General features: G+C 71.1%; 27 protein-coding genes. 17 read left to right on the top strand and 10 right to left on the bottom strand.

The genetic code is table 11. The features are described 5' to 3' along the window. The 5 genes from pntB to ACT26F_RS12580 all read left to right on the top strand — a co-directional run bounded on the left by pntB (position 1) and on the right by ACT26F_RS12580 (position 5,554). Positions 1 to 1,440, top strand: a complete 1,440-nt coding sequence (pntB, locus tag ACT26F_RS12600; protein WP_471670893.1) for a Re/Si-specific NAD(P)(+) transhydrogenase subunit beta — start codon at positions 1 to 3, stop codon at positions 1,438 to 1,440. Between the two features lie 66 nt (positions 1,441 to 1,506). Continuing rightward, positions 1,507 to 2,724 carry an acyl-CoA dehydrogenase family protein gene (locus tag ACT26F_RS12595; RefSeq protein WP_471670892.1) on the top strand — a complete coding sequence of 406 codons (1,218 nt, stop codon included), beginning with the start codon at positions 1,507 to 1,509 and terminating at the stop codon, positions 2,722 to 2,724. Positions 2,725 to 2,750: 26 nt separating this feature from the next. Next, positions 2,751 to 3,866, top strand: a complete 1,116-nt coding sequence (locus tag ACT26F_RS12590) for an acyl-CoA dehydrogenase family protein (RefSeq protein ID WP_471670891.1) — start codon at positions 2,751 to 2,753, stop codon at positions 3,864 to 3,866. Beyond that, positions 3,841 to 4,731 (top strand): alpha/beta fold hydrolase, encoded by an 891-nt coding sequence (locus ACT26F_RS12585; RefSeq protein WP_471670890.1) that lies wholly within the window; start codon positions 3,841 to 3,843, stop codon positions 4,729 to 4,731. Before ACT26F_RS12590 ends, ACT26F_RS12585 begins: the two co-directional genes overlap by 26 nt. 73 nt (positions 4,732 to 4,804) lie before the next feature. Next, positions 4,805 to 5,554, top strand: coding sequence for a FadR/GntR family transcriptional regulator (locus ACT26F_RS12580; RefSeq protein WP_471670889.1), 750 nt, complete (start codon positions 4,805 to 4,807; stop codon positions 5,552 to 5,554). A gap of 3 nt (positions 5,555 to 5,557) precedes the next feature. Here ACT26F_RS12580 and ACT26F_RS12575 read toward each other — a convergent pair whose 3' ends face one another. Further along, positions 5,558 to 6,388 carry an SDR family NAD(P)-dependent oxidoreductase gene (locus tag ACT26F_RS12575; RefSeq protein WP_471670888.1) on the bottom strand — a complete coding sequence of 277 codons (831 nt, stop codon included), beginning with the start codon at positions 6,386 to 6,388 and terminating at the stop codon, positions 5,558 to 5,560. Positions 6,389 to 6,497: 109 nt separating this feature from the next. Between ACT26F_RS12575 and ACT26F_RS12570 the strand changes: the two genes are divergently transcribed. Further along, complete coding sequence (locus tag ACT26F_RS12570; RefSeq protein WP_471670887.1) at positions 6,498 to 6,932, top strand: MaoC family dehydratase; 435 nt, start codon at positions 6,498 to 6,500, stop codon at positions 6,930 to 6,932. A 27-nt stretch (positions 6,933 to 6,959) separates the two neighbouring features. Here the strand turns inward: ACT26F_RS12570 and ACT26F_RS12565 are convergent, their stop codons facing one another. The 4 genes from ACT26F_RS12565 to ACT26F_RS12550 are packed head-to-tail and all read right to left on the bottom strand — an operon-like array spanning position 6,960 to position 11,069. Continuing rightward, positions 6,960 to 7,739 carry an enoyl-CoA hydratase/isomerase family protein gene (locus tag ACT26F_RS12565; protein WP_471670886.1) on the bottom strand — a complete coding sequence of 260 codons (780 nt, stop codon included), beginning with the start codon at positions 7,737 to 7,739 and terminating at the stop codon, positions 6,960 to 6,962. Beyond that, complete coding sequence (locus tag ACT26F_RS12560; protein WP_471670885.1) at positions 7,736 to 8,764, bottom strand: acyl-CoA dehydrogenase family protein; 1,029 nt, start codon at positions 8,762 to 8,764, stop codon at positions 7,736 to 7,738. The genes ACT26F_RS12565 and ACT26F_RS12560 overlap by 4 nt, the downstream gene beginning before the upstream one ends. Beyond that, positions 8,761 to 9,891 (bottom strand): acyl-CoA dehydrogenase family protein, encoded by a 1,131-nt coding sequence (locus ACT26F_RS12555; RefSeq protein WP_471670884.1) that lies wholly within the window; start codon positions 9,889 to 9,891, stop codon positions 8,761 to 8,763. Before ACT26F_RS12555 ends, ACT26F_RS12560 begins: the two co-directional genes overlap by 4 nt. Then, entirely contained in the window at positions 9,888 to 11,069 is a 1,182-nt protein-coding gene (locus ACT26F_RS12550; protein ID WP_471670883.1) for a CaiB/BaiF CoA transferase family protein, read from the bottom strand. Before ACT26F_RS12550 ends, ACT26F_RS12555 begins: the two co-directional genes overlap by 4 nt. 76 nt (positions 11,070 to 11,145) lie before the next feature. On the opposite strand from ACT26F_RS12550, the gene ACT26F_RS12545 reads away from it, so the two are divergent. From ACT26F_RS12545 to ACT26F_RS12535, 3 genes are read left to right on the top strand one after another with little or no spacing between them, the layout of a single operon-like run. After that, complete coding sequence (locus tag ACT26F_RS12545) at positions 11,146 to 11,559, top strand: Zn-ribbon domain-containing OB-fold protein (protein WP_471670882.1); 414 nt, start codon at positions 11,146 to 11,148, stop codon at positions 11,557 to 11,559. Further along, a complete protein-coding gene (locus tag ACT26F_RS12540) occupies positions 11,556 to 12,722 on the top strand; it encodes a thiolase (RefSeq protein WP_471670881.1) in 1,167 nt (388 codons plus the stop codon). The genes ACT26F_RS12545 and ACT26F_RS12540 overlap by 4 nt, the downstream gene beginning before the upstream one ends. Positions 12,723 to 12,735: 13 nt before the next feature. After that, positions 12,736 to 13,380, top strand: a complete 645-nt coding sequence (locus ACT26F_RS12535) for a GntR family transcriptional regulator (protein WP_471670880.1) — start codon at positions 12,736 to 12,738, stop codon at positions 13,378 to 13,380. A gap of 33 nt (positions 13,381 to 13,413) precedes the next feature. Here ACT26F_RS12535 and ACT26F_RS12530 read toward each other — a convergent pair whose 3' ends face one another. Both ACT26F_RS12530 and ACT26F_RS12525 read right to left on the bottom strand, forming a co-directional pair. Further along, positions 13,414 to 14,043 (bottom strand): cysteine hydrolase family protein, encoded by a 630-nt coding sequence (locus ACT26F_RS12530; protein ID WP_471670879.1) that lies wholly within the window; start codon positions 14,041 to 14,043, stop codon positions 13,414 to 13,416. Continuing rightward, a complete protein-coding gene (locus ACT26F_RS12525) occupies positions 14,040 to 14,504 on the bottom strand; it encodes a nuclear transport factor 2 family protein (RefSeq protein WP_471670878.1) in 465 nt (154 codons plus the stop codon). Before ACT26F_RS12525 ends, ACT26F_RS12530 begins: the two co-directional genes overlap by 4 nt. A gap of 82 nt (positions 14,505 to 14,586) precedes the next feature. Here ACT26F_RS12525 and ACT26F_RS12520 point away from each other — a divergent pair, with 82 nt between their 5' ends. Then, entirely contained in the window at positions 14,587 to 15,429 is an 843-nt protein-coding gene (locus ACT26F_RS12520; RefSeq protein ID WP_471670877.1) for a TIGR03619 family F420-dependent LLM class oxidoreductase, read from the top strand. A gap of 58 nt (positions 15,430 to 15,487) precedes the next feature. Here ACT26F_RS12520 and ACT26F_RS12515 read toward each other — a convergent pair whose 3' ends face one another. Then, positions 15,488 to 16,216, bottom strand: a complete 729-nt coding sequence (locus ACT26F_RS12515; protein ID WP_471670876.1) for an SDR family NAD(P)-dependent oxidoreductase — start codon at positions 16,214 to 16,216, stop codon at positions 15,488 to 15,490. A gap of 84 nt (positions 16,217 to 16,300) precedes the next feature. Between ACT26F_RS12515 and ACT26F_RS12510 the strand changes: the two genes are divergently transcribed. The 3 genes from ACT26F_RS12510 to ACT26F_RS12500 are packed head-to-tail and all read left to right on the top strand — an operon-like array spanning position 16,301 to position 19,229. Continuing rightward, a complete protein-coding gene (locus ACT26F_RS12510) occupies positions 16,301 to 17,470 on the top strand; it encodes a thiolase domain-containing protein (protein WP_471670875.1) in 1,170 nt (389 codons plus the stop codon). After that, positions 17,467 to 17,898, top strand: a complete 432-nt coding sequence (locus tag ACT26F_RS12505) for a Zn-ribbon domain-containing OB-fold protein (RefSeq protein WP_471670874.1) — start codon at positions 17,467 to 17,469, stop codon at positions 17,896 to 17,898. Before ACT26F_RS12510 ends, ACT26F_RS12505 begins: the two co-directional genes overlap by 4 nt. Before the next feature lie 2 nt (positions 17,899 to 17,900). After that, positions 17,901 to 19,229: a phenylacetate--CoA ligase family protein gene (locus ACT26F_RS12500; RefSeq protein WP_471670873.1), complete on the top strand. Its 1,329-nt coding sequence runs from the start codon at positions 17,901 to 17,903 to the stop codon at positions 19,227 to 19,229. A gap of 27 nt (positions 19,230 to 19,256) precedes the next feature. Here ACT26F_RS12500 and ACT26F_RS12495 read toward each other — a convergent pair whose 3' ends face one another. Further along, the gene (locus tag ACT26F_RS12495) at positions 19,257 to 20,048 is read right to left on the bottom strand and encodes an enoyl-CoA hydratase-related protein (RefSeq protein ID WP_471670872.1); all 792 of its coding nucleotides are present in this window, start codon (positions 20,046 to 20,048) and stop codon (positions 19,257 to 19,259) included. 3 nt (positions 20,049 to 20,051) lie between these two features. Then, positions 20,052 to 20,813 (bottom strand): enoyl-CoA hydratase-related protein, encoded by a 762-nt coding sequence (locus ACT26F_RS12490; protein WP_471670871.1) that lies wholly within the window; start codon positions 20,811 to 20,813, stop codon positions 20,052 to 20,054. Between the two features lie 66 nt (positions 20,814 to 20,879). Between ACT26F_RS12490 and ACT26F_RS12485 the strand changes: the two genes are divergently transcribed. From ACT26F_RS12485 to ACT26F_RS12470, 4 genes are read left to right on the top strand one after another with little or no spacing between them, the layout of a single operon-like run. Next, on the top strand, positions 20,880 to 22,046 hold the full coding sequence (locus ACT26F_RS12485; RefSeq protein ID WP_471670870.1) for an acyl-CoA dehydrogenase family protein: 1,167 nt from the start codon (positions 20,880 to 20,882) through the stop codon (positions 22,044 to 22,046). Beyond that, positions 22,036 to 23,052, top strand: a complete 1,017-nt coding sequence (locus tag ACT26F_RS12480) for an acyl-CoA dehydrogenase family protein (protein ID WP_471670869.1) — start codon at positions 22,036 to 22,038, stop codon at positions 23,050 to 23,052. Before ACT26F_RS12485 ends, ACT26F_RS12480 begins: the two co-directional genes overlap by 11 nt. Beyond that, on the top strand, positions 23,042 to 25,159 hold the full coding sequence (locus ACT26F_RS12475) for an acetate--CoA ligase family protein (RefSeq protein WP_471670868.1): 2,118 nt from the start codon (positions 23,042 to 23,044) through the stop codon (positions 25,157 to 25,159). The genes ACT26F_RS12480 and ACT26F_RS12475 overlap by 11 nt, the downstream gene beginning before the upstream one ends. Further along, on the top strand, positions 25,156 to 25,908 hold the full coding sequence (locus ACT26F_RS12470) for an SDR family NAD(P)-dependent oxidoreductase (protein WP_471670867.1): 753 nt from the start codon (positions 25,156 to 25,158) through the stop codon (positions 25,906 to 25,908). Before ACT26F_RS12475 ends, ACT26F_RS12470 begins: the two co-directional genes overlap by 4 nt. Position 25,909 lies beyond the last annotated feature (1 nt).

Genomic DNA, 25,909 nt, shown 5'->3' with positions numbered 1-25,909 from the left:
GTGACTGCCTCGTCCTTCGCCAACGCCGCCTATCTCGTCGCGGCGCTGCTGTTCATCCTGTCCCTCGCGGGCCTCTCGCGGCACGAGACCGCTCGACGCGGCGTCTCGTTCGGCATCGCGGGCATGGCCATCGCGCTCGTCGCGACGTTCATCCTCGTGGTCGACGGCGAGCCCGGCGTCGGCCTGGTGCTGCTGATCGTCGCGATGCTCATCGGCGCCGCGATCGGCCTGTGGCGCGCCCGCGTCGTCGAGATGACCGGCATGCCCGAGCTGATCGCGCTGCTGCACTCGTTCGTCGGTCTCGCGGCCGTGCTCGTCGGCTGGAACGGCTACCTGGAGTACCGCGGGGTCAACGGCCTGGCGCACATCCTCGACCACGCCCAGCCCGGCACCGCCGCGGCCGAGGCGCGCACGCTGCTCGACGTGCACAACGCCGAGGTGTTCATCGGCGTGTTCATCGGCGCGGTGACCTTCACCGGCTCGATCGTCGCGTTCCTCAAGCTGTCCGCGCGGATCAAGTCGGCGCCGCTCATGCTGCCGGGGAAGAACTTCCTCAACATCGGCGCGCTCGTCGCGTTCGTCGCCCTGACGATCTGGTTCGTCGCCGATCCGTCGCTGTGGCTGCTGATCCTGGTCACGATCCTCGCGCTCGCGCTCGGCTGGCACCTGGTCGCCTCGATCGGCGGCGGCGACATGCCGGTCGTCGTGTCGATGCTCAACTCGTACTCGGGCTGGGCCGCGGCCGCGTCGGGCTTCCTGCTCGACAACGACCTGCTCATCATCACCGGCGCCCTCGTCGGCTCCTCCGGTGCGTACCTGTCCTACATCATGTGCAAGGCGATGAACCGCTCGTTCATCTCGGTGATCGCGGGCGGCTTCGGCATCGAGGCGCCCTCCAGCGACGACACCGACTACGGCGAGCACCGCGAGATCACCGCCACCAGCGCGGCCGAGCTGCTCGGCGAGGCCAAGTCGGTCATCATCACGCCCGGGTACGGCATGGCCGTCGCCCAGGCCCAGTACCCCGTCGCCGACCTCACGAAGAAGCTGCGCGAGAAGGGCGTCGAGGTCCGCTTCGGCATCCACCCGGTCGCAGGACGACTGCCCGGCCACATGAACGTGCTGCTCGCCGAGGCGAAGGTCCCCTACGACATCGTCCTGGAGATGGACGAGATCAACGACGACTTCCCCGAGACCGACGTCGTCCTGGTCATCGGCGCGAACGACACCGTCAACCCGGCCGCCGCCGAGGACCCGGGCTCACCGATCGCCGGGATGCCCGTCCTGCACGTGTGGGACGCCAAGAACGTCATCGTGTTCAAGCGCTCCATGGCCGCGGGCTACGCCGGTGTGCAGAACCCGCTGTTCTTCCGCGAGAACACCCAGATGCTGTTCGGCGACGCGAAGGACCGCGTCGAGGACATCATCCACGACCTCTGACGACACTCGCGGTCCGACCGGATTGGCTCTAGCGGTCTATCCCGGCTATCTAGTATCATAGTTGTTATGAATACGGTGACTGGTCCCGGGACGGACGCATCAGGGTTTCGCGCGCGTGTCCGGTCGTTCCTCGACGAGGAGCTGCCCGAGGGGTGGGGCGGCGTCGGCAAGCTCGATCACGACGCGGCCGAAGTCTTCGCCAAGCGGTGGCGCGTCGCGCTCTCCGAGCACGGCTTCCTCGCGACGTCGTGGCCGACCGAGTACGGCGGCGGCGGCCTGACCGAGCTCGAGCAGGTCATCATGGCCGAGGAGTTCGCCAAGGTCGGCGTGCCGACCGGCACGATGAACGACCTCTTCAGCATCACGATGATCGGCAACACCCTGCTCCACTGGGGCACGGAGGAGCAGAAGCAGCACTTCCTGCCGCGGATCCTGTCCGGCGAGGACGTCTGGTGCCAGGGCTACTCCGAGCCGGGTTCAGGCTCCGACCTCGCGTCGCTGTCGACCCGCGCGGTGCTCGACGGCGACGAATGGGTGATCAACGGTCAGAAGATCTGGACCTCCGGTGGCCACCTCGCGAACTGGATCTTCGTGCTCGTGCGCACGAACCCCGACGCCCCGGCCCACCGGGGCATCTCGATGCTGCTGGTCCCGATGGACCAGGAGGGCATCGACGTCCGACCCATCCGGAACATGGGCGGCGAGACCGACTTCAACGAGGTCTACTTCACCGATGCGCGGTGCCCCAAGGAGAACGTCCTCGGCGCGGTCGACCAGGGCTGGCCGGTCGCGATGACGCTGCTCGGCTTCGAGCGCGGCGAGTCCGCGGCGACGCTGCCGATCATGTTCCGCGACGAACTCGAGCGACTGTTCGACCTCGCCCGGGAGAACGGCGCGACCGACGACCCGATCATGCGGGACAGGTTGGCCGATGCCTACATCGGCAACGAGGTCATGCGGTTCCTGGGCAACGACTCGCTGGCCAGGTACCTGGCCGGTCACGCGCCCGGACCGGACGCCGCGATCAACAAGCTGTACTGGAGTGAGTACCACCAGGACGTCACCGAGCTCGCGCTCGACGTGCTGGACCGCGAGAGCCTCGTGGCGCAGGGTCGCCGCCCGACCAACACGATCATGTTCCAGACCGACGACGTCGGTGCGCCGAGCACGAGCGCCTCGTGGATCACGACGTTCGCGATCTCGCGCTCCGGCACGATCTACGCCGGCACGTCCGAGATCCAGAAGTCCATCATCGGCGAGCGACTGCTCGGTCTCCCCAAGTGACGACGAACGCACAGAAGGCATTCACCATGGAACCCTTGCTCGACGACGACCAGGTGTCGTACCAGCGCAGTCTGCGCAAGTTCTTCGACACGCAGTGGCCCGAGGACCAGGTCCGCGCCGACATGGTCGCCGACGGACCGGACCGCGAGACGTGGCGACGGCTCGCGGCCGAGCTCGGCGTCGCCGGCCTGGACATCCCCGCTGAGCACGGTGGCTCCGGAGGTGCTCCGGCCGAGGCGTTGCTGGTCGCCGAGGAGATGGGCCGAGCGCTCTACGGCGGTCCGTACCTGAGCACTGTCGTGCTCGCAGCCAACGCGGTCATGCTCAGTGGGGACGACGCGATCGCCGCCCAGCTGCTCCCGGACATCGCCTCCGGAGAGGCGACCGCCGCACTCGCGCTGATCGACAGCGGCCGCGACCGGGCCACCGCGCCCACGCCGCAGGCCACTGCCACCGATGGCGGGTGGGTTCTCAGCGGCGAGGCCCGTCGGGTGATCGACGGCGCGAACGCCGACCACCTGCTCGTCGAGGCGTCCACGCCGGCCGGTCGGTCCCTGTTCCTGCTGTCCTCGGAGACCGGCGTGACCCGGGTCAGCTCCGAGACGCTCGACCCGACCCGCCGGATGGCGACTCTCGTCCTCGACGGCGCACCGGCGCAACTCGTGGGACGCGACGGTCAGGCGACCGAGATCGCCACGGCGCTGCGGCCGATCGTGTCGCTCGCCCTCGCGGCCGAAGCCGTCGGCGGCGCCGCGCGCTGCGTCCACGACACGGTCGAGTACGCCAAGGTGCGACACCAGTTCGGACGACCGATCGGTGCATTCCAGGCGGTCAAGCACACGTGCTCGGAGATGCAGGTCCGCCTCGACGGTGCCCGCACCGGGATCCGGCACGCCGGCAAGGTGGTCGTCGACCAGAGCGAGGACGTCGACCTGCTCTCGTCGGTCCTCAAGGTCTTCGCGACGAAGTCGTACTTCGAGACGGCGGCGGACATGGTCCAGTTGCACGGTGGCATCGGCTTCACCTGGGAGCACTCGGCGCACCTGCACTTCAAGCGGGCCAAGTCGCTCGAGCTGCTGGGGGGCACGCACACCGAACACCGAGCGGCCATCGCCGATGTCGTGCTCGCAGCCCGAGGCTGAGGTCGGACCCGCCTGGTTCGCCGAAGCGCTCGGCGATCCGGGCGAGGTTCGCTCGATCGAGGTCCTCGGCGCCCGCGTCGAGTACCGCGTGTGGGGTCCCGTGGGCGCACCGGTCACCGTGCTGATCCACGGTGGAGCGGCGCACGCCGGATGGTGGGACCACATCGCGCCCCTGCTGGCCGGTGGGCGTCGGGTGGCCGCACTCGACCTGACCGGTCACGGGTCCAGTGGCTCCCGTCCCGACTACGACTTCCTGACCTGGGCCGACGAGGTGGTCGCCGTCGGTGCGGCGGAGGGGTCCGACCGCCCCTACGTCATCGGCCACAGCATGGGCGGCATCGCGGCACTCACGACGGCCTTCCGTCACGCCGGCACCGTCGCCGGCACCGTCGTGATCGACCCGCCCGGATGGCTCGTGGTGGACGGAGGTCTGCCGCCGCGTCGAGGAGAACTGCCGCCGCGTCGGTTCCATCCGACCCGCGACCTGGCGCGCCAGCGCTTCCGCGCCCGTCCGCCGGACGAGGCCCGACTCGACTACGTCGAGAACCACGTCGCAGCGAGGTCGGTGCACCAGACCGACGACGGCTGGACCTGGCGCTTCGACCACCACGTGACCCAGCACGGCGCGTTCCCCGACGAGCTCTGGGGCGGTCAGCACGGCCCGGTCGTCCTCGTGCTCGCCGAGCGGAGCCTGTTGGCGGCGGACGAGGCCGACGAGCTCGCGCGTCGCCTCGACGCTTCCGAGGTGCTGACGATCCGTGACGCCGGCCACCACATCATGCTCGACCAGCCCCTGTCGCTCGTGGCCTGTCTCGAAGGCGTTCTGTGCGCATGGGCGAGCGTGAGCGGGAAGGTTCTGTCGTGATGTCGCGCACGGTGGCCACGCTCACGCACTGGACAGTCGATCGACGGGCGTAACTCTGCGTATGATTGTGAGAATGAAGCCCGTGGAGATGACCGCCTTCAGGCAGCGCACGCCCAAGGCGTCGGAGCGGCTTGCCCGCCATCTGGCAACGTCGATCGTGCAGGGCGAGTTCGAAGAGGGCGCTCGACTCCCTCACGAGGGTGAGATGCTGGCGCAGCTGCAGGTCGGCCGCGCCACCCTCCGCGAGGCGCTGCGCCTGCTCGAGGTGTGGGGCCTGATCGTCATCCGCACCGGCCCTCGAGGCGGCCCCACGGTCCGGCGCCCCAGCTCGGGCGAGTTCGCCGAGCACCTCGCGCTCATGCTCCAGTTCCAGCAGCTGACGCTCCAGGACGTCTCCGACGCCCGCCTGGCACTCGAGCCCATGATGGCCCGGCTGGCGGCCGAGCGGGTCACCCCCGAGCAGATCGCCGACCTGCGCGACTCCATCGCGATCATGGAGCGCAGCTACGAGAATCCCACCGAGTTCTGGGCGCAGAATGCGCGCTTCCACTCCGAGGTGGCCGAGGCCGGCGACAGCCGGGTCATCGGCATGATCGTCGACGCGCTCAAGTTCATCGCCGACGGTGCGTCGAGCGGCGTCAACTACGACCGCGCCGCGCTCGAGGAGGTCGTGCACGCGCACACGAAGATCGTCGACCTGCTGGAGGCCGGTGACACCGAGGGCGCGGCCGCGTCGATGCACCTCCACCTCGACGCCGGTCGCCGCTTCATCGCGAAGAACCAGCCGCAGGCCCTGCGGACCCGCATCGTCTGGCCTGAGTGACCGCTAGATGAAGTTGCGCGGCACGTTCGTGAAGCGCTTCTCCGAGCGTCGGAACCAGCCCGCCGACCCGAGCGTGCCGCCGTCGACGCGGATCGACTCGCCGGTGATCCAGCTCGCTGCGTCCGACGCGAGGAACGCGGCCAGCTCGCCGTGGTCGCGAGGAGTGCCGAACCGGCCCATCGGGACCCAGTTGCCGATCTGGTCGTGGAACTCCGGCGCGATCATCCGGTGGAGCGGGAACTGGGGCGTGTCGGTCACGTCGGGCGCGATGCCGTTGACGCGCACCCCGTACTGACCCACCTCGGTCGCCAGACCCGCGGTGAAGTTGACGACCGCGGCCTTGTGCGCCGCGTACACGGCGCAGTTCGGGACGCCGCGGAACGCCTCGACAGACGAGACGTTGACGATCGACCCGGCTCGCTGCTCGATCATGGCGGGCAGGAACAGGCGCGTCACCCGCAGGACGTGCTCGAAGTTCACGGCATAGATCGCGGACCAGTCCTCCTCGCTGGACTCGGCGAAGGGCCCCCACGGCACGTGGTCGCCCACGTTGTTGACCAGGACGTCCAGGCGACCCCCGGCCGCGGCCACGCCGGCGGCGAGCGCGTCGGTGCAGCCGCGTTCGCGGACGTCGACCACCACGCCCGTCGCCTCATGCCCTGCCTCACGGATGCTCGCGACCCTCGCCTCGAGGCCGTCCGCATCGTTGTCGACGAGCACGAGGCGCGCCCCCTTGCGAGCGAGTGCCTCGGCGATGCCGGCCCCGATTCCGGCAGCCGCGCCGGTGACCAGGGCAAGTCGGCCGTCGAGCCGCGTCAGGTCGTCGTGCTCCATCGTGTCCTCCGATCGTGGAACCCTCTGGACGGATTCCGTTTTAAGACGGATAATGATAACTATGACACTAAATGCTCCGGCGGCGGCTGCGCAGCCCTTCACGATTGACATGTCGCAGATCGAGGACGCCGTCGGCGCCGACCTCGGGCCGAGTCCCTGGCTGGTCATGGACCAGGAGCGCATCGACGCGTTCGCCGAGGCCACGGGCGACCACCAGTGGATCCACGTCGATGTCGACCGGGCCGAGACCGGTCCCTTCGGTCGCACGATCGCGCACGGCTACCTGACGCTCTCGATGGTCCCGCAGTTGCTGTCGGAGATCCTGAATGTCACCGGCCGCAGCAGCGGGGTGAACTACGGGATGGAGAAGGTGCGCTTCATCAACCCGGTGCGTGAGGGCGCGCGCATCCGCATGAGCGGGTCGATCCTGGACGCCACCCCGCGCTCCGGCGGGATGCAGTACCGCCTCAGGCTCGTCATCGAGCTCGAGGGTGCCGAGAAGCCGGCCATGGTCGGCGAGTTCATCGTGCTCGCCTTTCCCTGACACGACCCCGCCTCGGTCCGGTGGGCCTCAGCGTCCGGTGAAGACCGGGTCGCGACGCGCCAGGCTGGCCGCGATGCCCTCGTGGCCGTCGGCCGTGTCCCACAGCCACGCCTGCTCGGTCGCCTCGCGATCGAGCGCCGCGACCACGCGCTCGGGGAGGTTGCCGCGCAGGGTCGCGCGGATCGACCGCACCGCCAGCGGAGCCAAGGACGCGAGCTCGCGGGCGTAGGCGACGGCCACCTCGCGCTCCGAGCCGGGCTCGGCCAGTCGATCGGCGAGGCCGAGCGTGAGGGCCCGCTCCCCATCGACGCGCTCGGCGCCGACGAGCATCCGGGCCGCGGCCTGATGACCGACGATGCGCGGCAGGCTCTCGCTCAGGCCGAAGCCCTGGTGGAACCCCAGACGGGGGAAGTTCGCCCAGAAGCGGGTGGCTGACGACGCGACGCGGAAGTCCGCGGCGCACGCGAGGCCCAGTCCGCCGCCCACGGCCGAGCCCTGCACGGCCGCGACGACGGGAATCGGCGAGCTGAACAGCCGGGCGCCCTCGGCGTAGAGCCGGCGGGACTCGGCGACGCGATCGGCTCCTTCGGCGGTGGCACCGAAGTTCGCGCCCGCGCAGAAGTGCTTGCCCTCGGACGCCAGTACCGCGGCGCGCGCGCTGCCGTCCTCGGCGAGGGCGTCGAGCGCATCGGCGATCGCGGTGATGAGGGGGCGGTCGAAGTAGTTGGCGGGCGGCCGCGCGATCTCGAGGACGGCGACGGCGCCGTCGGTGTCGATGCGCAGCTCGTCGAAGGTCGGGAGGGTCATGAGGAGAGCTCCGGTCGGTCGTCGTCGAGGATGAGATGGGCGAAGGACGAGGCGCGGGTGGCGGTCGCGCCGAGGCGCGCCGACAGATCGAGTGCCTCGCCGAAGTCCCCGCTCCAGGTGTGGAGGCGTCGGGTGTACCCCTGCAGGCGGTACTCCCGCGTCATGCCGATCGCCCCGTGGGCCTGGTGCGCCGCGCGTGCTGCCACGAGGGCGTTCTCGGCACTGACCAGCTGCGCGGCCAGGACGTCGAAGGGGTGCAGCTCGGCCTCGATCGACAGGCGGTCGGCGAGCGCGGTCGTCATGACCGCCATCTGCTGGAGCTGGACGACGTGTGCCTGCACGGCCTGGAAGGCACCGATCGGCTTCCCGAACTGGACACGCTCACCCACGTACCGGCGGGTGAGCTCGACGACGGCCTGCAGTGCGCCAGCGATCTGGGCGATCCGCAGCGCCACTGCCCGGATTCTGACCTGCTCCGCCGAAGCGCCGGCGGCGATGCCCAGCGGCGTGACGCGATCGAGCACCAAGGTGTCCCGCGGCTGGCCGGCGAGGTCGACACCGGGACGGGTCGTGGCGTCGGACGCACGGATCAGCACCGTCCGCCCGTCGTCGGCGATCGCGACCACCAGGTCGACGGTCGCCCCCCACGGCACGTCGCCCAGCGTGCCGCTGACCGTGCCGTCGGCAGCCGGGGTGAGGGCACTCGGCCCGACCGGGATGGAGTGGGCGGCGGCGGGGTCGATCGGGAGACCGGCGCGCGCCAGGGCCCACGCCGCCGTGGCCGCCTCGGCCACGGGGACGTCGGCGGCGTGGCGTCCCGAGAGCTCGGCCAGTGCCATCAGGTCGGCGAAGGAGCCGCCGGCGCCGCCGTCCGACTCGTCGATCCCGACGAGGTGCAGGTCGATGCCGGCGTAGGCCTTCCACGGGGTCTCCGGCAGCGGGCCGGCCTCGCGGATCGGCTCGTCCGTCGGCCAGGTCGCCGCGAAGAAGTCGGCCAGGGCGACGTCCAGGTCGGAGGTGCTCATCGCTTCACCAGTCCCTTCGAGATGACGGAGCGCAGGATCTCGGTCGTGCCTCCGCGGAGCGTCCACGACGGTCCCGCGAGGATGGCCTGCGCGAGCAGGGCCTCCCACGGGTCGCCGGAGGTGAGGGAGGGGGTGCGGCCGTAGTGGCGGCGCACGAGCGCGAGCGACTCCTGCTCGAACTGCGTGGCCATCTCCTTGACGAGCGCGGCCTCGACCACGGGGAAGTGGCCCGAGTCGACGAGGCGCGCGATCGACAGGCTCATGCCGCGGTAGGCCCACAGCCGGGCCAGGATCCGGCCGAGGTCGATCTGCGCCGGGACCGAGTCGCGGACGCGGTCGGACTTCGCCCAGTGCTCCAGGATCGGCATCATCGACATCCATCGGTCGACCCCACCGCGTTCGAGGGCGAGCTCGCTGGTGTTCTGGCCCCAGCCCGCGCCGACCTCGCCGAGCCGGGCCGAGTCGGGGAGCCGGAGGTCGTCGAACACGACCTCGCAGAAGTGTTGGGTCCCGTCGATGAACGGGATCGGTGACACGGTCATGCCCGGCGTGCCGGCCGGGATGATGAACTGCGTCAGCCCACCGTGCCGATCGTCCGACGTGCGGAAGAGGCCGAGGATGTGGGTGGCCGTGGTGGCGCCGGAGGTCCAGATCTTGGTGCCGTTGATGTGCCACGTGTCGCCCTCGAGCACGGCTCGCGATCGCAGCGACGCGAGGTCGGAGCCCGCATCGGGCTCGCTCATGCCGATCGCGAACGAGTACTCGCCACGGGCGATGCCGGGCAGGATCTCGCGGCGCTGCTCCTCGGTCCCGTTGTGCAGGATGTTCAGGCCGGACTGACGATCGGCCGTCCAGTGGAATCCCACCGGGGCGCCACGGGTCAGGAGCTCCTCGACCACGATCTGGCGCTCCACGGCGGTGCGTCCGCCGCCACCGTAGGCGGTCGGCAGGGCCATGCCGATCCAGCCCCGGGCGCCGAGGTCGCGCGAGAACTCGGCGTCGACGTCGCCGGCCATGCCGAGGCCGAGCGGGTAGGTGCCGGGAGCGAGCCGCTCGTCGAGGAACGCGCGTACCTCGGACTGGAGCTTGCGCTCGTCGTCGGTCAGCTGCGTGGGGGCGAGGTTCACGATGCCTCCGTGGTGGTCAGGTGGGCGGGATCGATCTCGGCGAGGACCTGCGCCGTGTGCTCGCCGATGAGCGGGGCCGGCGACGGCAGCGTCTCGGCGACACCGTGGAAGACGGACATGGGCGGGATGACCCGGTACGGGCCCGCGTGGGGGTGTTCGGTCAGGGGGAGCCGGTCGACGAGGTCCTGCAGGCTGGCGACCCTCGTGGCCGGGATCCCGACCCGCCGGCAGTACTCGAGCCACTCGGCGGTCGTGCGCGTCGGGGTGATGCGGCGGACGTCGCGGTACAGCGAGTCGGAGTTGGCGATCGTCGACCTCAGGTCGGCGTACCGCGGGTCGTCCGCGGCGCCGGGGAGCCCGGCCTCGCCGAACAGTGACGCGTAGTGGTCGGGGCGGTAGGGCAGCAGGTGCACCCAGCCGTCGCTCGTCGGGTGGGGCCGTCGGTCCGGGGACAGCACGCGGGGGTAGCCCGTCGCCACGCCGCTCGGCGGGATGCTGGGCGGCTCGCTGATCGCGCCGGCGCCGTGCTCGACGAGCATGAAGGCCTCCATGGCCTGGTTCATCGGCACCTCGACGTGGCGACCCCTCCCCGAACGCTCGCGCTCGAACAGGGCCGCCGTGATCGCCTGTGCCATGACCAGGCCGCACACCTTGTCGGCGAAGATCGTCGGCATCAGTCCGGGCTCGCCGGTGACGCGCTCGACGATGTCGGAGACGCCGCTGGCGGCCTGGATGATGTCGTCGTACGCGGGCTCGTCGGCGCGGGGGCTGCTCAGCGCGAACCCTTGGGCCTGGCAGTAGACGATGTCGTCGCGGATCGCACGGACCGACGCGTAGTCGAGACCGAGCCGGACGAGCGCCTTCGGCCGCATCGTCGAGACGACCACGTCGCAGCTGCGGATCAGCGCGGCGAGGACGCGGCGGCCCTCGTCGGACTTGAGGTCGACCGCGACCGATCGCTTGTTGCGCAAGAGGTTCAGGGAGATGCCCGACAGCTCGGGGTGCGGGCCGGGGCCCATGACGCGGTTGGTGTCGCCACCGTCGGCCTCGAGGAGGATGACGTCGGCGCCCTGGTCGGCCAGGACCTGGGTGGCGAGGGGGCCCATGACGACTCGGGTGAGATCGAGAACCCGAATGCCGGCCAGTGGCCCCTGCGAGGTGATGTGATCTGTGCTCATGTCCGCTCCGGTGGGGGTGGGGGAAACGTATGCTAATATGTATTCATTGTCAACACCGGCGCGACAGGACGTGAAGATGACGCGAGACCTTCCGGGCACGGCCCTCGAAGCCCCCACGGCCGGGGGTGGCCCGCACTCCGCCTACCAGGCCCTGCTCGCGCAGGACGTCCTCGGCTTCCAGGCCTGTGGATCCTGCTCCGGTGCGGTGTTTCCGCCCCGGAGTCGTTGCTCGCACTGCGGGGCCGAGGCGCTGACCTGGCGGGCCTCCGCCGGCCACGGCACCGTCTACTCGACCACCGTGCTCGCGCCACGTGACAAGCCGACGTACGCCGTCGTGCTGGTCGACCTCGACGAGGGCTACCGGATGATGTCGCGCATCGTCGAGGCTGACGCCGAGACCATCGCGATCGACGACCGTGTCGCCGTCCGCTTCCAGCCCGACGGCGACGAGGTCCTGCCGATGTTCGCCCCCGACGGAGGTTCCCGATGAGTCACGAACGCGACCTGCGCGGCCGCACCGCCATCGTCGGCGTCGCCGAGTCCGACCTCGGCGAGGTCGGCCCCGGCGTCACCGCGCTCGACCTCACCGAGCAGGCCGCAGGCCGCGCGCTCGATGACGCCGGCCTGACGATCGCGGACGTCGACGCCGTGTTCTCGCACTCGGCCTTTTACCCGATGCCGACCGTCGCGCTGGCGGAGCGCATGGGCATCCGGCCCCGCTACAGCGACAGCACTGCGACCGGCGGCAGCTCGTTCCTGGCGCACCTGCGGCACGCGACCGCCGCGATCGAGGCCGGCCTGTGCGAAGTCGCGCTGATCGCCTACGGCAGCAACCAGCGGTCGGCCTCGGGCGGTTTGATCTCATCGGGCCAGAACCACATCCCGTCGTACGAGACGCCCTTCGGTGCGCGTCTGCCCGTCTCGGCCTACGCGCTCGCGGCCGCTCGCCACATGCACCAGTTCGGCACGACGCGCGAGCACCTGGCCGAGGTCGCGGTCGCCGCGCGGCGATGGGCCCAGCTGAACCCCGTCGCCTTCGAGCAGGGCGAGCTGACCGTCGACGACGTCCTCGGTGCGCGGATGGTGTCGTCACCGCTGACCGTGCGCGACTGCTGTCTCGTGACCGATGGCGGTGGGGCCGTGGTGGTCACGTCGGCCGAACGGGCACGCGACCTGCCGAAGCCGCCGGTCTACTACCTCGGTGCCGCCGAGGCGCACTGGCACATGAGCATCTCGCAGCTTCCCGACCTGACCTCGACCGCGGCGTCGGAGACGGGACCGCGCGCGTTCGACCTCGCGGGGCTGACTCCGGCCGACGTCGACGTCGTCGAGCTGTACGACGCCTTCACGATCAACACGCTCCTGTTCCTCGAGGACCTCGGCTTCTGTGCGAAGGGGGAGGCGGGCGACTTCGTCAGCGGCGGCGGCATCGCGCCGGGCGGCCACCTGCCCGTCAACACCAACGGCGGCGGCCTCTCGTACTGCCACCCCGGCATGTATGGCATCTTCACGCTGATCGAATCGACCAGACAGCTGCGCGGCGAAGCAGGCGATCGCCAGGTCGACGACGCGCACGTGGCCCTCGCGCACGGCAACGGTGGCATGCTGTCGAGCCAGGTGACGGTGCTGCTCGGCGACGCATCGACGCTGTGAGGAGGCCGGACCGTTGAACACGCAGACCCGATCGGACGACACCTGTCTGGTCCGGCTCCGCCAGCTCGTGCTGACCGGCGTGCTGCTGCCGGGGGAGAAGATCAACCAGGCCGAGATCGCCGAGCGCCTCGGTGTGAGCCGCGTGCCGGTGCGCGAGGCGCTCGCGTCGCTGCGCGCCGAGGGACTGGTCGAGGCCCGCCCCAACACGGGCTACACCGTCGTGCGTCCGACGGTCGAGGACCTCGCCGAGATCTACCAGATGCGTGCCCTGCTCGAGGACGCCCTGCTCGCGACCGTCGACCTGGGCGCCGTGGACGTCGAGGCGCTGCGCGAGCTGAACACCCGGCTCGCCGGGCTCGACCCGCTGACCCAGTTCGCGGAGTACCGCGACGTCAACGAGGCCTTCCACTTCGCGATCTTCGACGCCTCGCCCCAGCGCATGGTGCGCCGTCAGGTGACCCAGCTGTGGACGCTGTCCGAGTTCTACCGCTCGCTCTACGTCCGCACCGACTCGGCCCACCGGCGGGTCGTCGACGACCACGTCCGCATCACGGAGGCGATCGCCGCCGGGGACAGGGACGCCCTCATCGCGCTCAGCGGCGAGCACCGCGCCGAGACCCAGGAGTGGCTGGGGCAGGTCCTCTCCCGTCGCTCCTGAGGTCGACCGCGCGGCGAGGTCGGCCGGCCGGCGTCAGCGTCGGCCGATGGCGTCGATGACGTCCTGCGTCGTGGTGATGGTGGCCAGGGCCGGCAGGATCACGCGGAACGTCATCTCGTGGACCTCGGCGGTGGTCGCCGCGGTGGCGTCCTCGGGGATCACGACGGGCAGCCCTCGGTTGACGGCCTCGACCGCGGACCCGGGGATGGCGATGTTGACCGAGATGCCGACGAGGACGACGGTGTCGACGTTCCGCTCGCGCAGGGCGGCACCGAGACCGCTGCGGAAGAAGGAGGTCATGGCGGTCCGGCGGGGGAACAGGAGGTCGCCGTCCTTCGGCGTGAGCCCGGGATGGATCTGGGGCAGTGGGGTCCCGGCCTTGAACTCACCGCGCTTGACCGTGACCGCCGCGAGCGGCGAGGCGATGTCGAAGCCCTCGTAGTTCTCGGCGGGCTCGATCGTCGCGTGGGCGACCGGCAGGCCGGCGGCGCGGAAGGCATCGGCGAGCGCCGCGATCTTGCCCACGATGTCGCGTTCCTCGGCCTGCTGGGCCAGTCCGCTCATCGTCGTGGCGTACTCGGGGTTGATCAGGCCGTTCTGGCACTCCGAGATCAGCAGGACGGGCTTGCGACCGGCGCCGATCCAGCGGTCGAGGCCGCTCATGCCTCGTCCGCCGTTCCGCGAGCGGCCTCGTGCTTGTCGAGCCAGCCACCGGGCGTGCGGCCCTCGAGCTGGAGGAGCCGGTGGTGGATCTGCCAGCCCGAGCCGTCGTGGCGCAGGACGTCACGGTACCGGCCCCAGTGGTCGGGTCCGGTGTCGGTGATGGCCATGAAGTAGCCGGTCGTGCGGGCCTCGGTCGGGCCGTCGAACTCGATGTGGATGCTCGAGAGGTGATGGCGCAGGTAGGGCCTGGCCATGAACTTCCGGGCGCTGCGCCCGGCCTTCTCGAAGTAGGCGCGGATCTCGTCGCGTCCGCGGCAGGCGGCATCGCCGGTGGGCTCCATGAGGGCGTCCGGGGCGAACAGCTCGAGCATCCGCTCGGTGCGCCCACCGTCCGCGCACTGCACGTACTCGATCAACAGGCTGCGGATCTCCTCGCGGGCGATCGCCTCGGATTCCAGCATCAGATCTCACCTCTCAAGAAACGGCCAGACTAAGTATAGTAATTATGATACTACTCAGATGTTCCCGAGAAGCGAGGCAACCATGCACATCGGCATCATGATGTTCTCCACCGACCAGACGGTGGCACCCGCCCCGCTGGCCCGAATGATCGCCGAGCGCGGCTTCGAGGCGATGTTCCTGCCCGAGCACAGCCACATCCCGGCCACGCGCATGACGCCCTACCCGCGCGGCGGGGACCTGCCGAACGAGTACTACCGCACCTACGACATGTTCGTCGGGCTCGCCGCCGCGGCCGTCGCGGCGCCGAGCCTGACCCTCGGCACCGGCATCACCGTCGTGCCGCAGCACGACCCCATCTATCTCGCGAAGCAGGTCGCCAGCCTCGACCACATCGCCGATGGCCGCCTGATCTTCGGGATCGGCTACGGCTGGAACCAGGACGAGCTCGAGCACCACGGCGTCCCCTACAAGCGGCGCCGCGCGGTCACCCGCGAGAAGATGCTCGCGATCCGCCGACTCTGGACCGAGGAGCTGGCCTCCTTCGAGGGCGAGTACGTCAACTTCTCGCCGTCGTACCTGTGGCCCAAGCCCGTCCAGCCGGGCGGTCCCCCGGTCGTCGTCGGCGGTCTCGCCGGTCCCAAGCTGTTCGAGCACATCGCGGAGTACGCCGACGGCTGGGCGCCGATCGGTCCGCGGACGATCATGGAGGGCCTGCCGAACCTGCAGAAGGCGTTCGAGGATGCCGGTCGCGACCCGGCCTCCATCCGGCTGCACGCCTTCGACAGCCGCAGCGAGCCGAGCCTCGTCGAGCACTACGCGAGCCTGGGAGTCGAACGTCTCGTGATCAACATCCAGCCCTACGACACCGACGCGCTGGAGAAGGTCCTCGACGAGCTGGCGCCGTTGAACGACCTCGTTCGCTGACGCACACGCACGGCGTGAGGGGCCCGGACCGACTCGGTCCGGGCCCCTGCGCGTCGGGTCAGCTGGCCGTGTGCCCGCCGTCGACGACGAATTCCGCACCGGTGACGAACGACGCCTCGTCGCTGGCCAGGAACGCGATCACGTTCGCGACCTCCTCGGCCGTCCCCAGCCGTCCTGACGGGGTCTGCCTCGCGATCCGCTCGCGATGGTCCTTCAGCAGCGGCGTGTCGATGAAGCCGGGATGCACCGAGTTGACGCGCACGCCGTCGGGCCACCAGGCGATCGCGGTGTTCTTGGTCAGCAGCCGGACCGCGCCCTTGGCGGCGTGGTACGCGGGGCTGCCGCCCGTCCCGCCGACCAGTCCGTAGACCGAGCTGATGTTGACGACCGACCCGTGGCCGCTGGCGTGCAGGGCTGCGCTCGCCGCCTTCGTGCCGAGGAAGACGCTCGTCTGGCTGAGCGCGATGACCCGGTCCCAGACCTCCTTCGTGGTGTCCTCGATCGGCTCGTAGTGCCCGCCCCCGGCGTTGTTCACGAGGATGTCGAGCCGGCCGAACCGCTCGAGGGTCGCGTCGATGGCGCTGGTCCACTCCTGCTCGTCCGTCACGTCGAGGTGGACGTAGTGCGCGCGGTCGCCCCAGGCGGCGACGAGCTCGTGTCCGAGGTCGTCCTGGATGTCCGCGATCACGACCGACCCGCCTTCGGCGACGATGCGGCGGGCGGTCGCAGCGCCGATGCCGCTGGCCCCGCCCGTGATCAGTGCGACCCGGTCGCTGAAGCGTTCCATGGGTGTCCTCCTGGTGGTAGCGCTTTCGTGGTATTTATGAATATAGTAGTGATGAATCTTGGACGGCGAGAGAAACGGCGACTGGTGGACAACCTCAATGGATCGGCGGTCATCGTCGGGGCGTACGAGCACCCGGGCCGCAGGCTTCCCGGCCACACCCTGGCCGGAGTCCACCGCGATGTCGTGGCCGGCGCGCTCGCCGATGCCGGGCTGACGCTGGCCGACGTCGACGGCTTCTTCACCGACTCGACCGCCCCGGGACTCGGGGTCATCGACCTGATGCAGCACCTGGGCCTGCGCTGCACGTACAGCGAGTCGTCCGAGATGGGCGGCTCCAGCTATGTCGCCTACGTCGGCCACGCCGCCGCGGCGATCGCGGCCGGCAAGTGTCGCGTCGCCGTCATCTCGCTGGCCGGCCTGCCGGCCCAGCGCCAGAAGGTCTCGCCGCCCGACACCCCGGCGCCGGTCGCGGCCTTCCAGATCAACGGCTACGGCGGTGGGTACGGCCCGGTCGCCGACTACGCCGTGCTGGCCCGCCGCCACATGTACGAGTTCGGCACGACCTCGGAGCAGCTCGCCTGGATCAAGGTCGCGTCGTCACGGCACGCGGTCCACAACCCGAACGCGTTCCTGCGCGACGAGGTGACGGTCGACGACGTCCTCGGCTCGTCGCTGATCGCCGACCCCCTGCACAAGCTGGACTGCTGCGTCGTCACCGACGGTGGCGGTGCGCTCGTGGTCGTCCACCCGGACGTCGCCCGCGAGCTCGGTCGGGCCGGAGCGGTGCTGCGCGGTCACGGAGAGAGCAACAAGGCGTCGTTCGGCGGCGAGGTCGACCTGACCTACAGCGCGATCCGCCGATCGGGCGAGCTCGCCTTCGCCGAGGCCGGCATCGCACCGGACCGCATCCGGTACGCGTCGCTCTACGACTCCTTCACCATCACCGTGCTCATGGCGCTCGAGGACCTCGGCTTCTGCGCCCGGGGCGAGGGTGGGAAGTTCGTCGAGGACGGCGCGCTCGTCAGTGGCGTCGGTCCCCTCGCGGTCAACACCGACGGTGGCGGCCTGTCGAACAACCATCCGGGGAACCGTGGCGGCATGACCAAGGTGATCGAGGCCGTGCGCCAGTTGCGCGGCGAGGCGCACCCGGCCGTGCAGGTGCCCGACCTGGACTGGGCCGTCGCGTCCGGCACGGGCTTTCGCCTGTCGAACAACCACTACAGCTCGACGATCGTCCTGGAGCGTTTCTCGTGACCGAGTCCTATTCGTCCGGCCTGCCGACCCCGCGTCCGGTCGTCGATCCCGACACCCGTCCGTACTGGGACGCCGCCGAGCGCGGCGAGCTCGCCGTGCCCCACTGTCGCGCCTGCGACCAGGCGTTCTGGTACCCCCGCGGCTTCTGCCCGCGGTGCGGGGGTACCGATGTGGACTGGCGTACGGCCTCCGGCCTCGGCGAGGTCTACAGCTTCTCGGTCGTCCGGCGGGCGGCCGAGCCGTGGGGATCGCACACCCCGTTCGTGCTGGCGTACGTGACGCTCGACGAGGGCGTCACGGTGCAGGGCAACGTCGTCGACTGCTCGTCGGACCAGCTCGCTCCGGGACTCCGGGTGCATGCGGTGTTCGAGCGCCAGGACGCCGAGGACCTCCCGGTCCTGCGCTTCTCTCCGGCGGCAGGGAGCTGACCATGGCCGACGTGCTGGACGAGATCGAGACCTGGGACCACGACCGCCTCGCCGCTCACGAGAGCGAACTGCTCGTGAAGCAGTTCGCACACGTCGAGCAGGGGTCGCAGTTCTACCGCGACAAGATGGCTGCGGCCGGGGTCGAGCTGTCCTCGATCCGCTCCGTCGCCGACCTGCAGCGGCTGCCCTTCACGGAGAAGGAGGAGCTGCGCCGCAGCCTGGCCGATCATCCACCCCTCGGCGCGCACCTCGCCGTACCGGTGACCGAGCTGGCCCAGATCCAGGCGACGTCGGGCACGAGCGGTACGCCCTCCTACTTCGGTCTGACCCACCAGGACCTCTGGGTCTGGGGCACCGCCGGAGCGCGTGGCTTCTACGCCGCGGGCGTCCGTCGCGGCGATCTCGTGCTGCACGGGTGGGGCATGAGCAAGGGATTCGCCGGTGGCGTCCCGGCCGTTCGGGTGCTCCAGCAGCTCGGCTGCGTCGTCATTCCGATCGGCGGCGAGGCCGGCGCCGAACGGCTGCTGACCGTCGCGGCGTCGCTCAGGCCGAAGGTGTTCTGCACCGGACCGAACTTCGCGCTCCACGCGGGCCGCCTCGCCGACGAGGTGCTGGGCCGACCGGCCTCGAGCCTCGGTGTCGAGCGCATCGTGGTCGGGGGCGAGCCCGGCGGCGGCGTGCCACAGATCCGCTCCCAGATCGAGGAGATCTGGGGGGCCACCAGCTGCGAGACGCTGGGCAACTCCGACGTCGTCCCGATGGTGTTCGGCGAGTGCCTCGAGCGCGACGGCATGCACTTCATCGCGCAGGGCCTGGTCCACATCGAGTTGATCGACCCCGAGACGGAGGAGAACATCCCGTTCGAGGCGGGGGCGAGCGGCGAGCTCGTCCTCACGGCGCTCGACCGGCTGGCGTCCCCGCTGATCCGCTTCCGCACCCGCGACCACCTCGAGGTGCTGTCGACCGAGTGCGCCTGCGGACGCACCGGCCCGCGCGTCCGCTGCGTCGGTCGCACCGACGACATGCTGATCGTGCGCGGCATCAACGTCTGGCCGTCGGCGATCCGCGAGATCGCCGTCGGCTTCCAGCCGCGCCTGACCGGCAACCTGCGGGTGATCGCCGACTTCGAGGGCCACTCCACCAAGCAGCGGCTTCACATCCGGGTGGAGCACGCGCCTGAGCTGTCACCAGCCGAGGTCGCGTCGGTCGAGGAGGAGCTGGAGCGTCGGATCACCCAGGTCCTGGCCTTCCGTCCGCGCCTCGAACTGGTGCCGCCGGGCGTCCTGCCCGAGGCAGGCGTCAACAAGACCGCTCTGGTCGAGCGTCCCTGAGCGAGGACGCGGAGCGCGGCGATGCGGTCAGCTCCACGTCCACTGCGGTGCGCGCTTCTCGCTGAAGGCGCGCATCGCCTCGGCCGAGTCGTCGAGGGCGCGCATCCGGGCGGTGTAGTCCTGCTCGGTGCGGTACTGCGCCTCCATCGTGCCGCCCTCGATCCGCAGGATCGACTCCTTGGCGAGCCGCATGGCGAGCGGGCTCTTGGTCGCGAAGACCTGGGCGATCTCGAGCGCTCGAGCGGCGGCCTCGCCCATGGGGACGACCTCCTCGACGGCGCCCAGCCGGTGGAGCTCCCGGGCCGACTCGAACTCGCCGCCGAACAGCATCCGGCGGGCACGGTACGGACCGAGCATCCGGATCGCCTTGCTGGCCCCGCCGAGCAGGCCGACGTTGATCTCGGTCAGCGCGAACCGCGCCGACTCCGACGCGACGATCAGGTCGCACACGCCGGCCAGGCCGAACCCGGCCCCGATCGCGTAGCCCTCGACCGCCGCGACGACGGGGACGGCGCAGTGGTGCACCGCGTGCTGGGCGCGCCGCCACTCGTGGCCGGCGTCCAGGGTCAGCGGGACGGGCCGCTCGCCGGTCGACGTGCTGCTCATCTCGGTCAGGTCGATGCCGGCGCAGAACGCCTTCTGTCCCGAGCCGGTCAGCACGACCGCGTTGACCGCGCGATCGTCGGAGAAGGACTCGAAGACCGTCGCGAGCTCGAGCTGCATCGTCCGGTTGACGGCGTTGACCGGGGGGCGGTCGAGGGTCACGACGGCCACGGCCCCGTGGTGGTCGATCGTCAGGGTCTCGAAGTTCTCATTCATGACTCACTCGCTTCTGTCGGACTGATGGTGGCGGTCGAGGAACGCGCGGGCTCCGCGCTGGGCCTCGCCCGACTCGAGGACGCGTTCGAGGGCGGGCAGTTGGCGGGCGAACGCGGTCGCGAGGTCGACATCGCGCGACGCGGCGATCACCTCGCGGGCCGCCGCGCAGGCGACGGGTGGCGCGGCGGCCACGGTCTCCGCGAGCCTCAGGGCCGCATCGAGTGCGCCTCCGTCGACGGCGACGTCGTTGACCAGTCCCCACTGCGCCGCCTCCTGCGCGGACAGGCGCCGGCCCGTGAGCGCGAGCTCCGTGGCGATCGCTGCCGGGAGGCGCTGGGCCAGACGGATCAGGCCGCCCCCGCCGGCGAGCATCCCGCGCGGCGTCTCGGTGAGCGCGAGGAACGCGCTCTCGGCGGCGACGACGAGGTCGCACGCGAGCACGGCCTCGAAGCCGGCGCCGACGGCGTAGCCCTCGACCGCGGCGACCACGGGCTTGCCCGGGGCCACGCGGCCGAATCCGAGGAGTCCTCGCTCGGCGGTGTTCGGTCGCTCGCCGGCGAGGAACGCCGCGAAGTCCATGCCGGAGCTGAACGCTCCGTCCGCGCCGTCGATGACGGCCACGCGCAGCGAGTCGTCCTGCTCGAGCACCGTGATCGCGCGGCCGACCTCCTCGGCCATCTCCCGGTTGATCGCGTTGCGGACGGAGGGCCGGTTCAACCGGATGTGGAGCACCGCGTCGAGGCGGTCGATGAGCACGACTGGCATGTAGTCTCCTTAATAGGGCTATCATAGCCATGATTTCTGGCCGGCATCGATGACCGAGGAGGTCTGATGGACCTGGACCTCACCGAGGACGAGCTCGCCCTGCGCGACGAGGTGCGCGCATGGCTGCGGGACAACGTCCCGGCCGAGCCGCTCGCATCGCCCGACACGCCGCAGGGGCTCGAGCAGCACCGGGCGTGGGAACGGAGGCTGTTCGACGCGGGACTCGCCGCGGTCAGCTGGCCGGTCGAGCACGGTGGTCGAGGCCTCGACCCGATCGGGACGGCGATCTTCTACCGCGAGTACGTCCGGGCCGGTGCCCCGGCGCGGCTGAACCGCATCGGACTGGGGCTGTGTGGCCCGACCCTGATGGAGTGGGGCACGCCGGAGCAGCAGAAGCGCTGGCTCGGGTCGATCCTGACGTGCGAGCACCTCTGGTGCCAGGGCTTCAGTGAGCCGGGTGCCGGCAGCGACCTCGCCGCCCTGCGCACTCGCGGCGACGTCACACCCGACGGGATCGTGGTCAACGGGCAGAAGGTGTGGACCTCGCACTCGCGGCACGCCGCGTGGATGTTCGCCCTCGTCCGGACCGATCGCGACGCGCGCCGGCACGACGGACTGACCCTCGTCATGATCGCGATGGACGACCCGGGAGTCGACGTGCGGCCCATCCGTCAGCTGCACGGCGGCGCCGACTTCTCCGAGGTGTTCCTCGCCGACGTGCTCGTTCCGCACGACGACGTGATCGGTCCTGTCGGCCAGGGCTGGAAGGTCGCGATGACGACGCTGCGCCACGAGCGGGGGAGCGGCCTGAACACGCCGGACCACTTCGAGCGCCTCCTGCACGAGGTCGCCGGGCTGGTGCCGGCCGACCGCCGCGACGACCCCCGGGTGCTCGAGCGGCTCGGCCACCTGGCCGAGCAGGTCGAGGCCTACCGGCGAATGTCGCTGCGCACCCTCACGGAGATGGCCGAGGGCCGGGCGCTCGGCCCGCAGTCGTGGATGGGAAAGCTCTGGTGGTCCGAGATGCAGACCCGGATCTTCGACCTCGCGTTCGACCTGCTCGGGGAGGAAGGCGTCGTCGCCGATGCGCCGGGGGCCGGAACCTCCGGCTTCATGCACCGCTACTGGGTCTCCCGGGCCGCGCACATCTTCGCCGGGACGAACGAGATCCAACGCGACGTGATCGCCGAGCGCGCGCTCGGCATGCCCCGGGGGAGTCGTCGTGCGGGGTGACCTCGATGCGGACCAGCGGGCCTTCGGGCGGGTCGTCGCCACAGCGCTCGACGTCCACGCGGGTCCGACGGACGTCCGCCGGATCTGGGCCGACCCGAAGGCGGGCGACTCGGCGTGGGCCGCCCTCGTCGAGCTCGGTGTCCTGACTGCTCTCGTTCCGGAGCGGTACGGCGGCGGAGGCGGCGAGCCCGTCGACCTGGCCCTCCCGCTCGAGGAGATCGGTCGGCACGCGCTCCCGCTCCCGGTCGTCGAGACGCTGACGGCAACCCTGGCGCTCGCCGCCTCGTCCGACCGCGTCGCCTCCGCGTGGCTTCCGTCGATCGCCGACGGGCGGACCCGGTTCTCGATGGTCGGCGCCTCCGGGCTGACGCCCCACGGCGCGTCGAGCGAGGCGACGCTCGCGACGTCGGGCGACGACGTCGAGCTGTTCGTCGGCTCCGGCGTCGAGTGGACCCGCGTCGACGCGATCGACGGGGGCTTGGACCTCGTGCGGTGGGCCCGGCCGGCGACGTCCGGCGTCCGCCTCGGCATGCCGGCGCCGATCGTGAGGGCCACCGCGGCATGGACCAGCGCGCTGGTGCTCGTCGGACTGGCGCAGCGGATGGTCGAGCTCGCTCGTGATCACACGCTGGCGCGCGAGCAGTTCGGACGTCCGATCGCCGAGTTCCAGGCGCTCCAGCACCGCCTCGCCGATGCGGCGGTCGCCGTCGAGGCGGCGCGGGGCCTGGCCTGGTTCGCCGCCTACGCCGCGGGTCGTCGACCGGACGAGCTCGTGCAGGCTGCCCACCTGGCCAAGGGCGCGGCGAGCGACGCGGCGCGCATCGCCGGGGCGGCCGCGCTCCAGCTGCACGGCGGCATCGGCTTCACGTGGGAGCACGATCTGCACCTGCATCTCCAGCGCGCCCGCTCCCTCGAGACCTGGTTCGGGTCGGCCGCCGAGCACCGCCGCGCGGCGGGCCGAGCCCTGCTGGCCCAACTCACCCCGGAGCCCCTCCATGACCGTTGAACCGATCGTCCTCGCCCCCGCCGACCAGCGCGTGGTCGCGATGCTGCGCCGCGCCCGACGCATCGCGATCATCGGGGCCTCCGACGACCCGGCGAAGCCGTCCGGCCGTCCCCAGCACTACCTGCGTCGCTACGGCTTCGACGGTGAGGTCTATCCGATCAACCCCCGTCGGGCCGAGGTGCAGGGCGCCGTCGCCTACGCCTCGCTCGACGACGTGCCGTACCCGCCTGACGTCGCGGTGATCGTCGTGCCGTCCGATCGCGTCGAGGCCGCGGTCACCGCCAGCGGCCGGGCCGGCGTGGGCGTCGCGGTCGTCTTCGCTGCCGGGTACGCCGAGGTGCCGGGCGGTGCCGAGCGGCAGGCGAGCCTGCTGCGGGTCGCGCGCGAGAACGGGGTCCGGGTGATCGGCCCGAACTGCGTGGGAGCGGTCGTGGCACCCGCCATGACGGCGTCGTTCATGTCGGGCCTCGAACAGGACCGTTTCGACCTGCGGGACGACGGCATCGCCTTCGTGTCCCAGAGCGGGGCCATGGGCGCCTTCATCCTCAACATGGCCCAGGGCGAGGAGCTCGGGCTCGGGCTGTTCGTCAGCACCGGCAATGAGATGGACGTGACCCTGCCGGAGGTCCTCGGCGAGCTGGTCGACGACGAGTCCACCCGGGTCGTGCTCGGGTACGTCGAGGGCATCCGCGACGGCCGGGCCTTCGAGGACGCACTGGCCGCGGCCCGGCGACGTGACCTGCCGGTCTGCCTGCTCAAGGTCGGCACCTCCGAGCGGGGGGCGGTCGCCGCGTCGTCGCACACCGGATCGCTGGCCGGCGCCGACGTCGTCTACCAGGGGGTGTTCGACCGCTACGGCGTCCACCGGGCCGCGTCGGTCGAGGAGCTGCTCGACCTCGGTCGGATCTTCGCGCTCGCGCCTCGGGCCGCGGGACCGCGCGTCTCGATCATCACGATCTCCGGCGGCGCCGGGGCGCTCATGACCGACGAGGCCGAGGCCGTCGGGCTGGAGATCGGGGAGTGGGACGAGACCTGGCGCGCCCGGATGGCGACGGGGCTGCCGGCGTTCGCCTCGACCGCCAACCCGATCGACGCGACGGGTGTCATCGGGATCGACGACGCCGCGCTGCGGCACACGCTGACCGTGGCCCTCGACCATCCCGGCACCGACGTCGTGGTCCTCGTCCTGGGCAACCTCGACGGCGAGGAGGAGCGGATCAGCGCGGTCGTGCTCGAGGCCGCGGGGACCTCCCCGAAGCCGGTGGTCGTGACGTGGGTGGGTGGGTCGGGGTTGGCTCCCCGCCTGCTCCACGCCGGTGGTGTCCCGACCTTTCCCGACCCCCGCCGCGCGATGCGGGCCGTCGGCGCGCTGTGCCGACAGTCGGCGCCGCGCACTGTGGCCGACGCGCGTGGCACCGAGGCGACCGAGGTGGTCGACCTCGCCGGGGCTGGGCCCTGGGACGAGCACGCCGCGGCCCGCGTACTGGCGGCGGCGGGCGTACCGATGCTGGTCGGTGAGGTCGTGGCGACTCCGGAGGCGGCGTGCGCGGCGGCGCTGACGCGTCCCGTCGCGGTGAAGCTCGTCTCCGACGAGGTGCACCACAAGACGGAGATCGGCGGGGTTCGCCTCGGCCTCACGACCGACGACCAGATCGTCGCGGCGGCGACCGACGTCCTCGAGATCGGCCGCAGCCTCGGGCTCTCCGACGCGCGAGTCCTCGTGCAGCCGATGGCCGCGCCGAGCCTCGAGCTGCTGCTCGGAGCCCACGTCGACCCGGTGTTCGGTTCCGTCACGATGGTCGGCGTCGGCGGGGTCCACGCCGAGGTCGTGGGTGACGTTCAGGTCCGCCCGTCGCCGGTCACCCCGGAGGAGGCCGTCGAGATGCTCGGCGCCCTGCGAGCCTCGGCGCTGCTGCACGGCGTGCGAGGTCAGGCGGGGGTCGACGTCCCGGCGCTCGCCGTCACCGTCGCCCGGTTCTCACGACTCGCCCACGCGCTGCAGCACCGCGCGGCATCGATCGAGGTGAACCCGTTGCGATTCCTGCCCGACGGGACGCCCATCGGTGTCGACGCCCTGATGATCCCCACCGACCAGGAGGACGCATGACCACACGACGAGTGGCACTCGTGACAGGAGCCGGTCGGGGCATCGGCGCCGCGATCGTCGAGCGGCTGGTCGCCACCGGCCACGTGGTCGTCGGCATCGATGTCGACGCGGCGTCGCTGGCCGAGGTGGCCGGTCGTTTCGCGTCGACCGATCTGGTGACGGTCGTGGGCGATGTCGGGGATCCCGAGGTGTGGTCGGACGCCGTGGCCGCGGCGCACACGGCCGCAGGTCCGGTCGGTGTGCTCGTCAACAACGCGGCGATCTCACCCAAGGTCGACGGACTCCGGACCCCGAGCGACCGGATCACACGCCGGGAGTGGGACACGGTGCTGGGCGTCAACGTCACGGGTGCCTTCCTCGGCTTCCAGGCCGTGGTCGGTGACATGCGGGTCGAGGGTTGGGGCCGGATCGTCCAGATCTCGTCCGGATCGGCCAAGGCCGGAGCCCGGGTGGCCGGCCTCCACTACGCGACGTCGAAGGCAGCGCTCCTCGGGCTCACCCGGACCCTGGCCCTCGAGCTGGGCCCCGATGGCATCACCGTCAACGCGATCACGCCCGGACGCATCGCGACGCCGATGGCCGCCGCCGTGTCCGCCGAGGTCAACCAGATGTTCCTCGACGAGATCCCGGTCGGTCGCCTCGGCACGGGAGCGGACGTCGCGGCGATGGTCGACTTCCTCGCGTCGGACGACGCCGGCTTCGTCACGGGCGCGACCTTCGACGTCAACGGCGGGGGTTACATCGGATGAG

It is taken from the genome of Aeromicrobium sp. SP1 (assembly GCF_055663785.1).
This window is presented reverse-complemented; position numbering and strand designations above follow the sequence as displayed.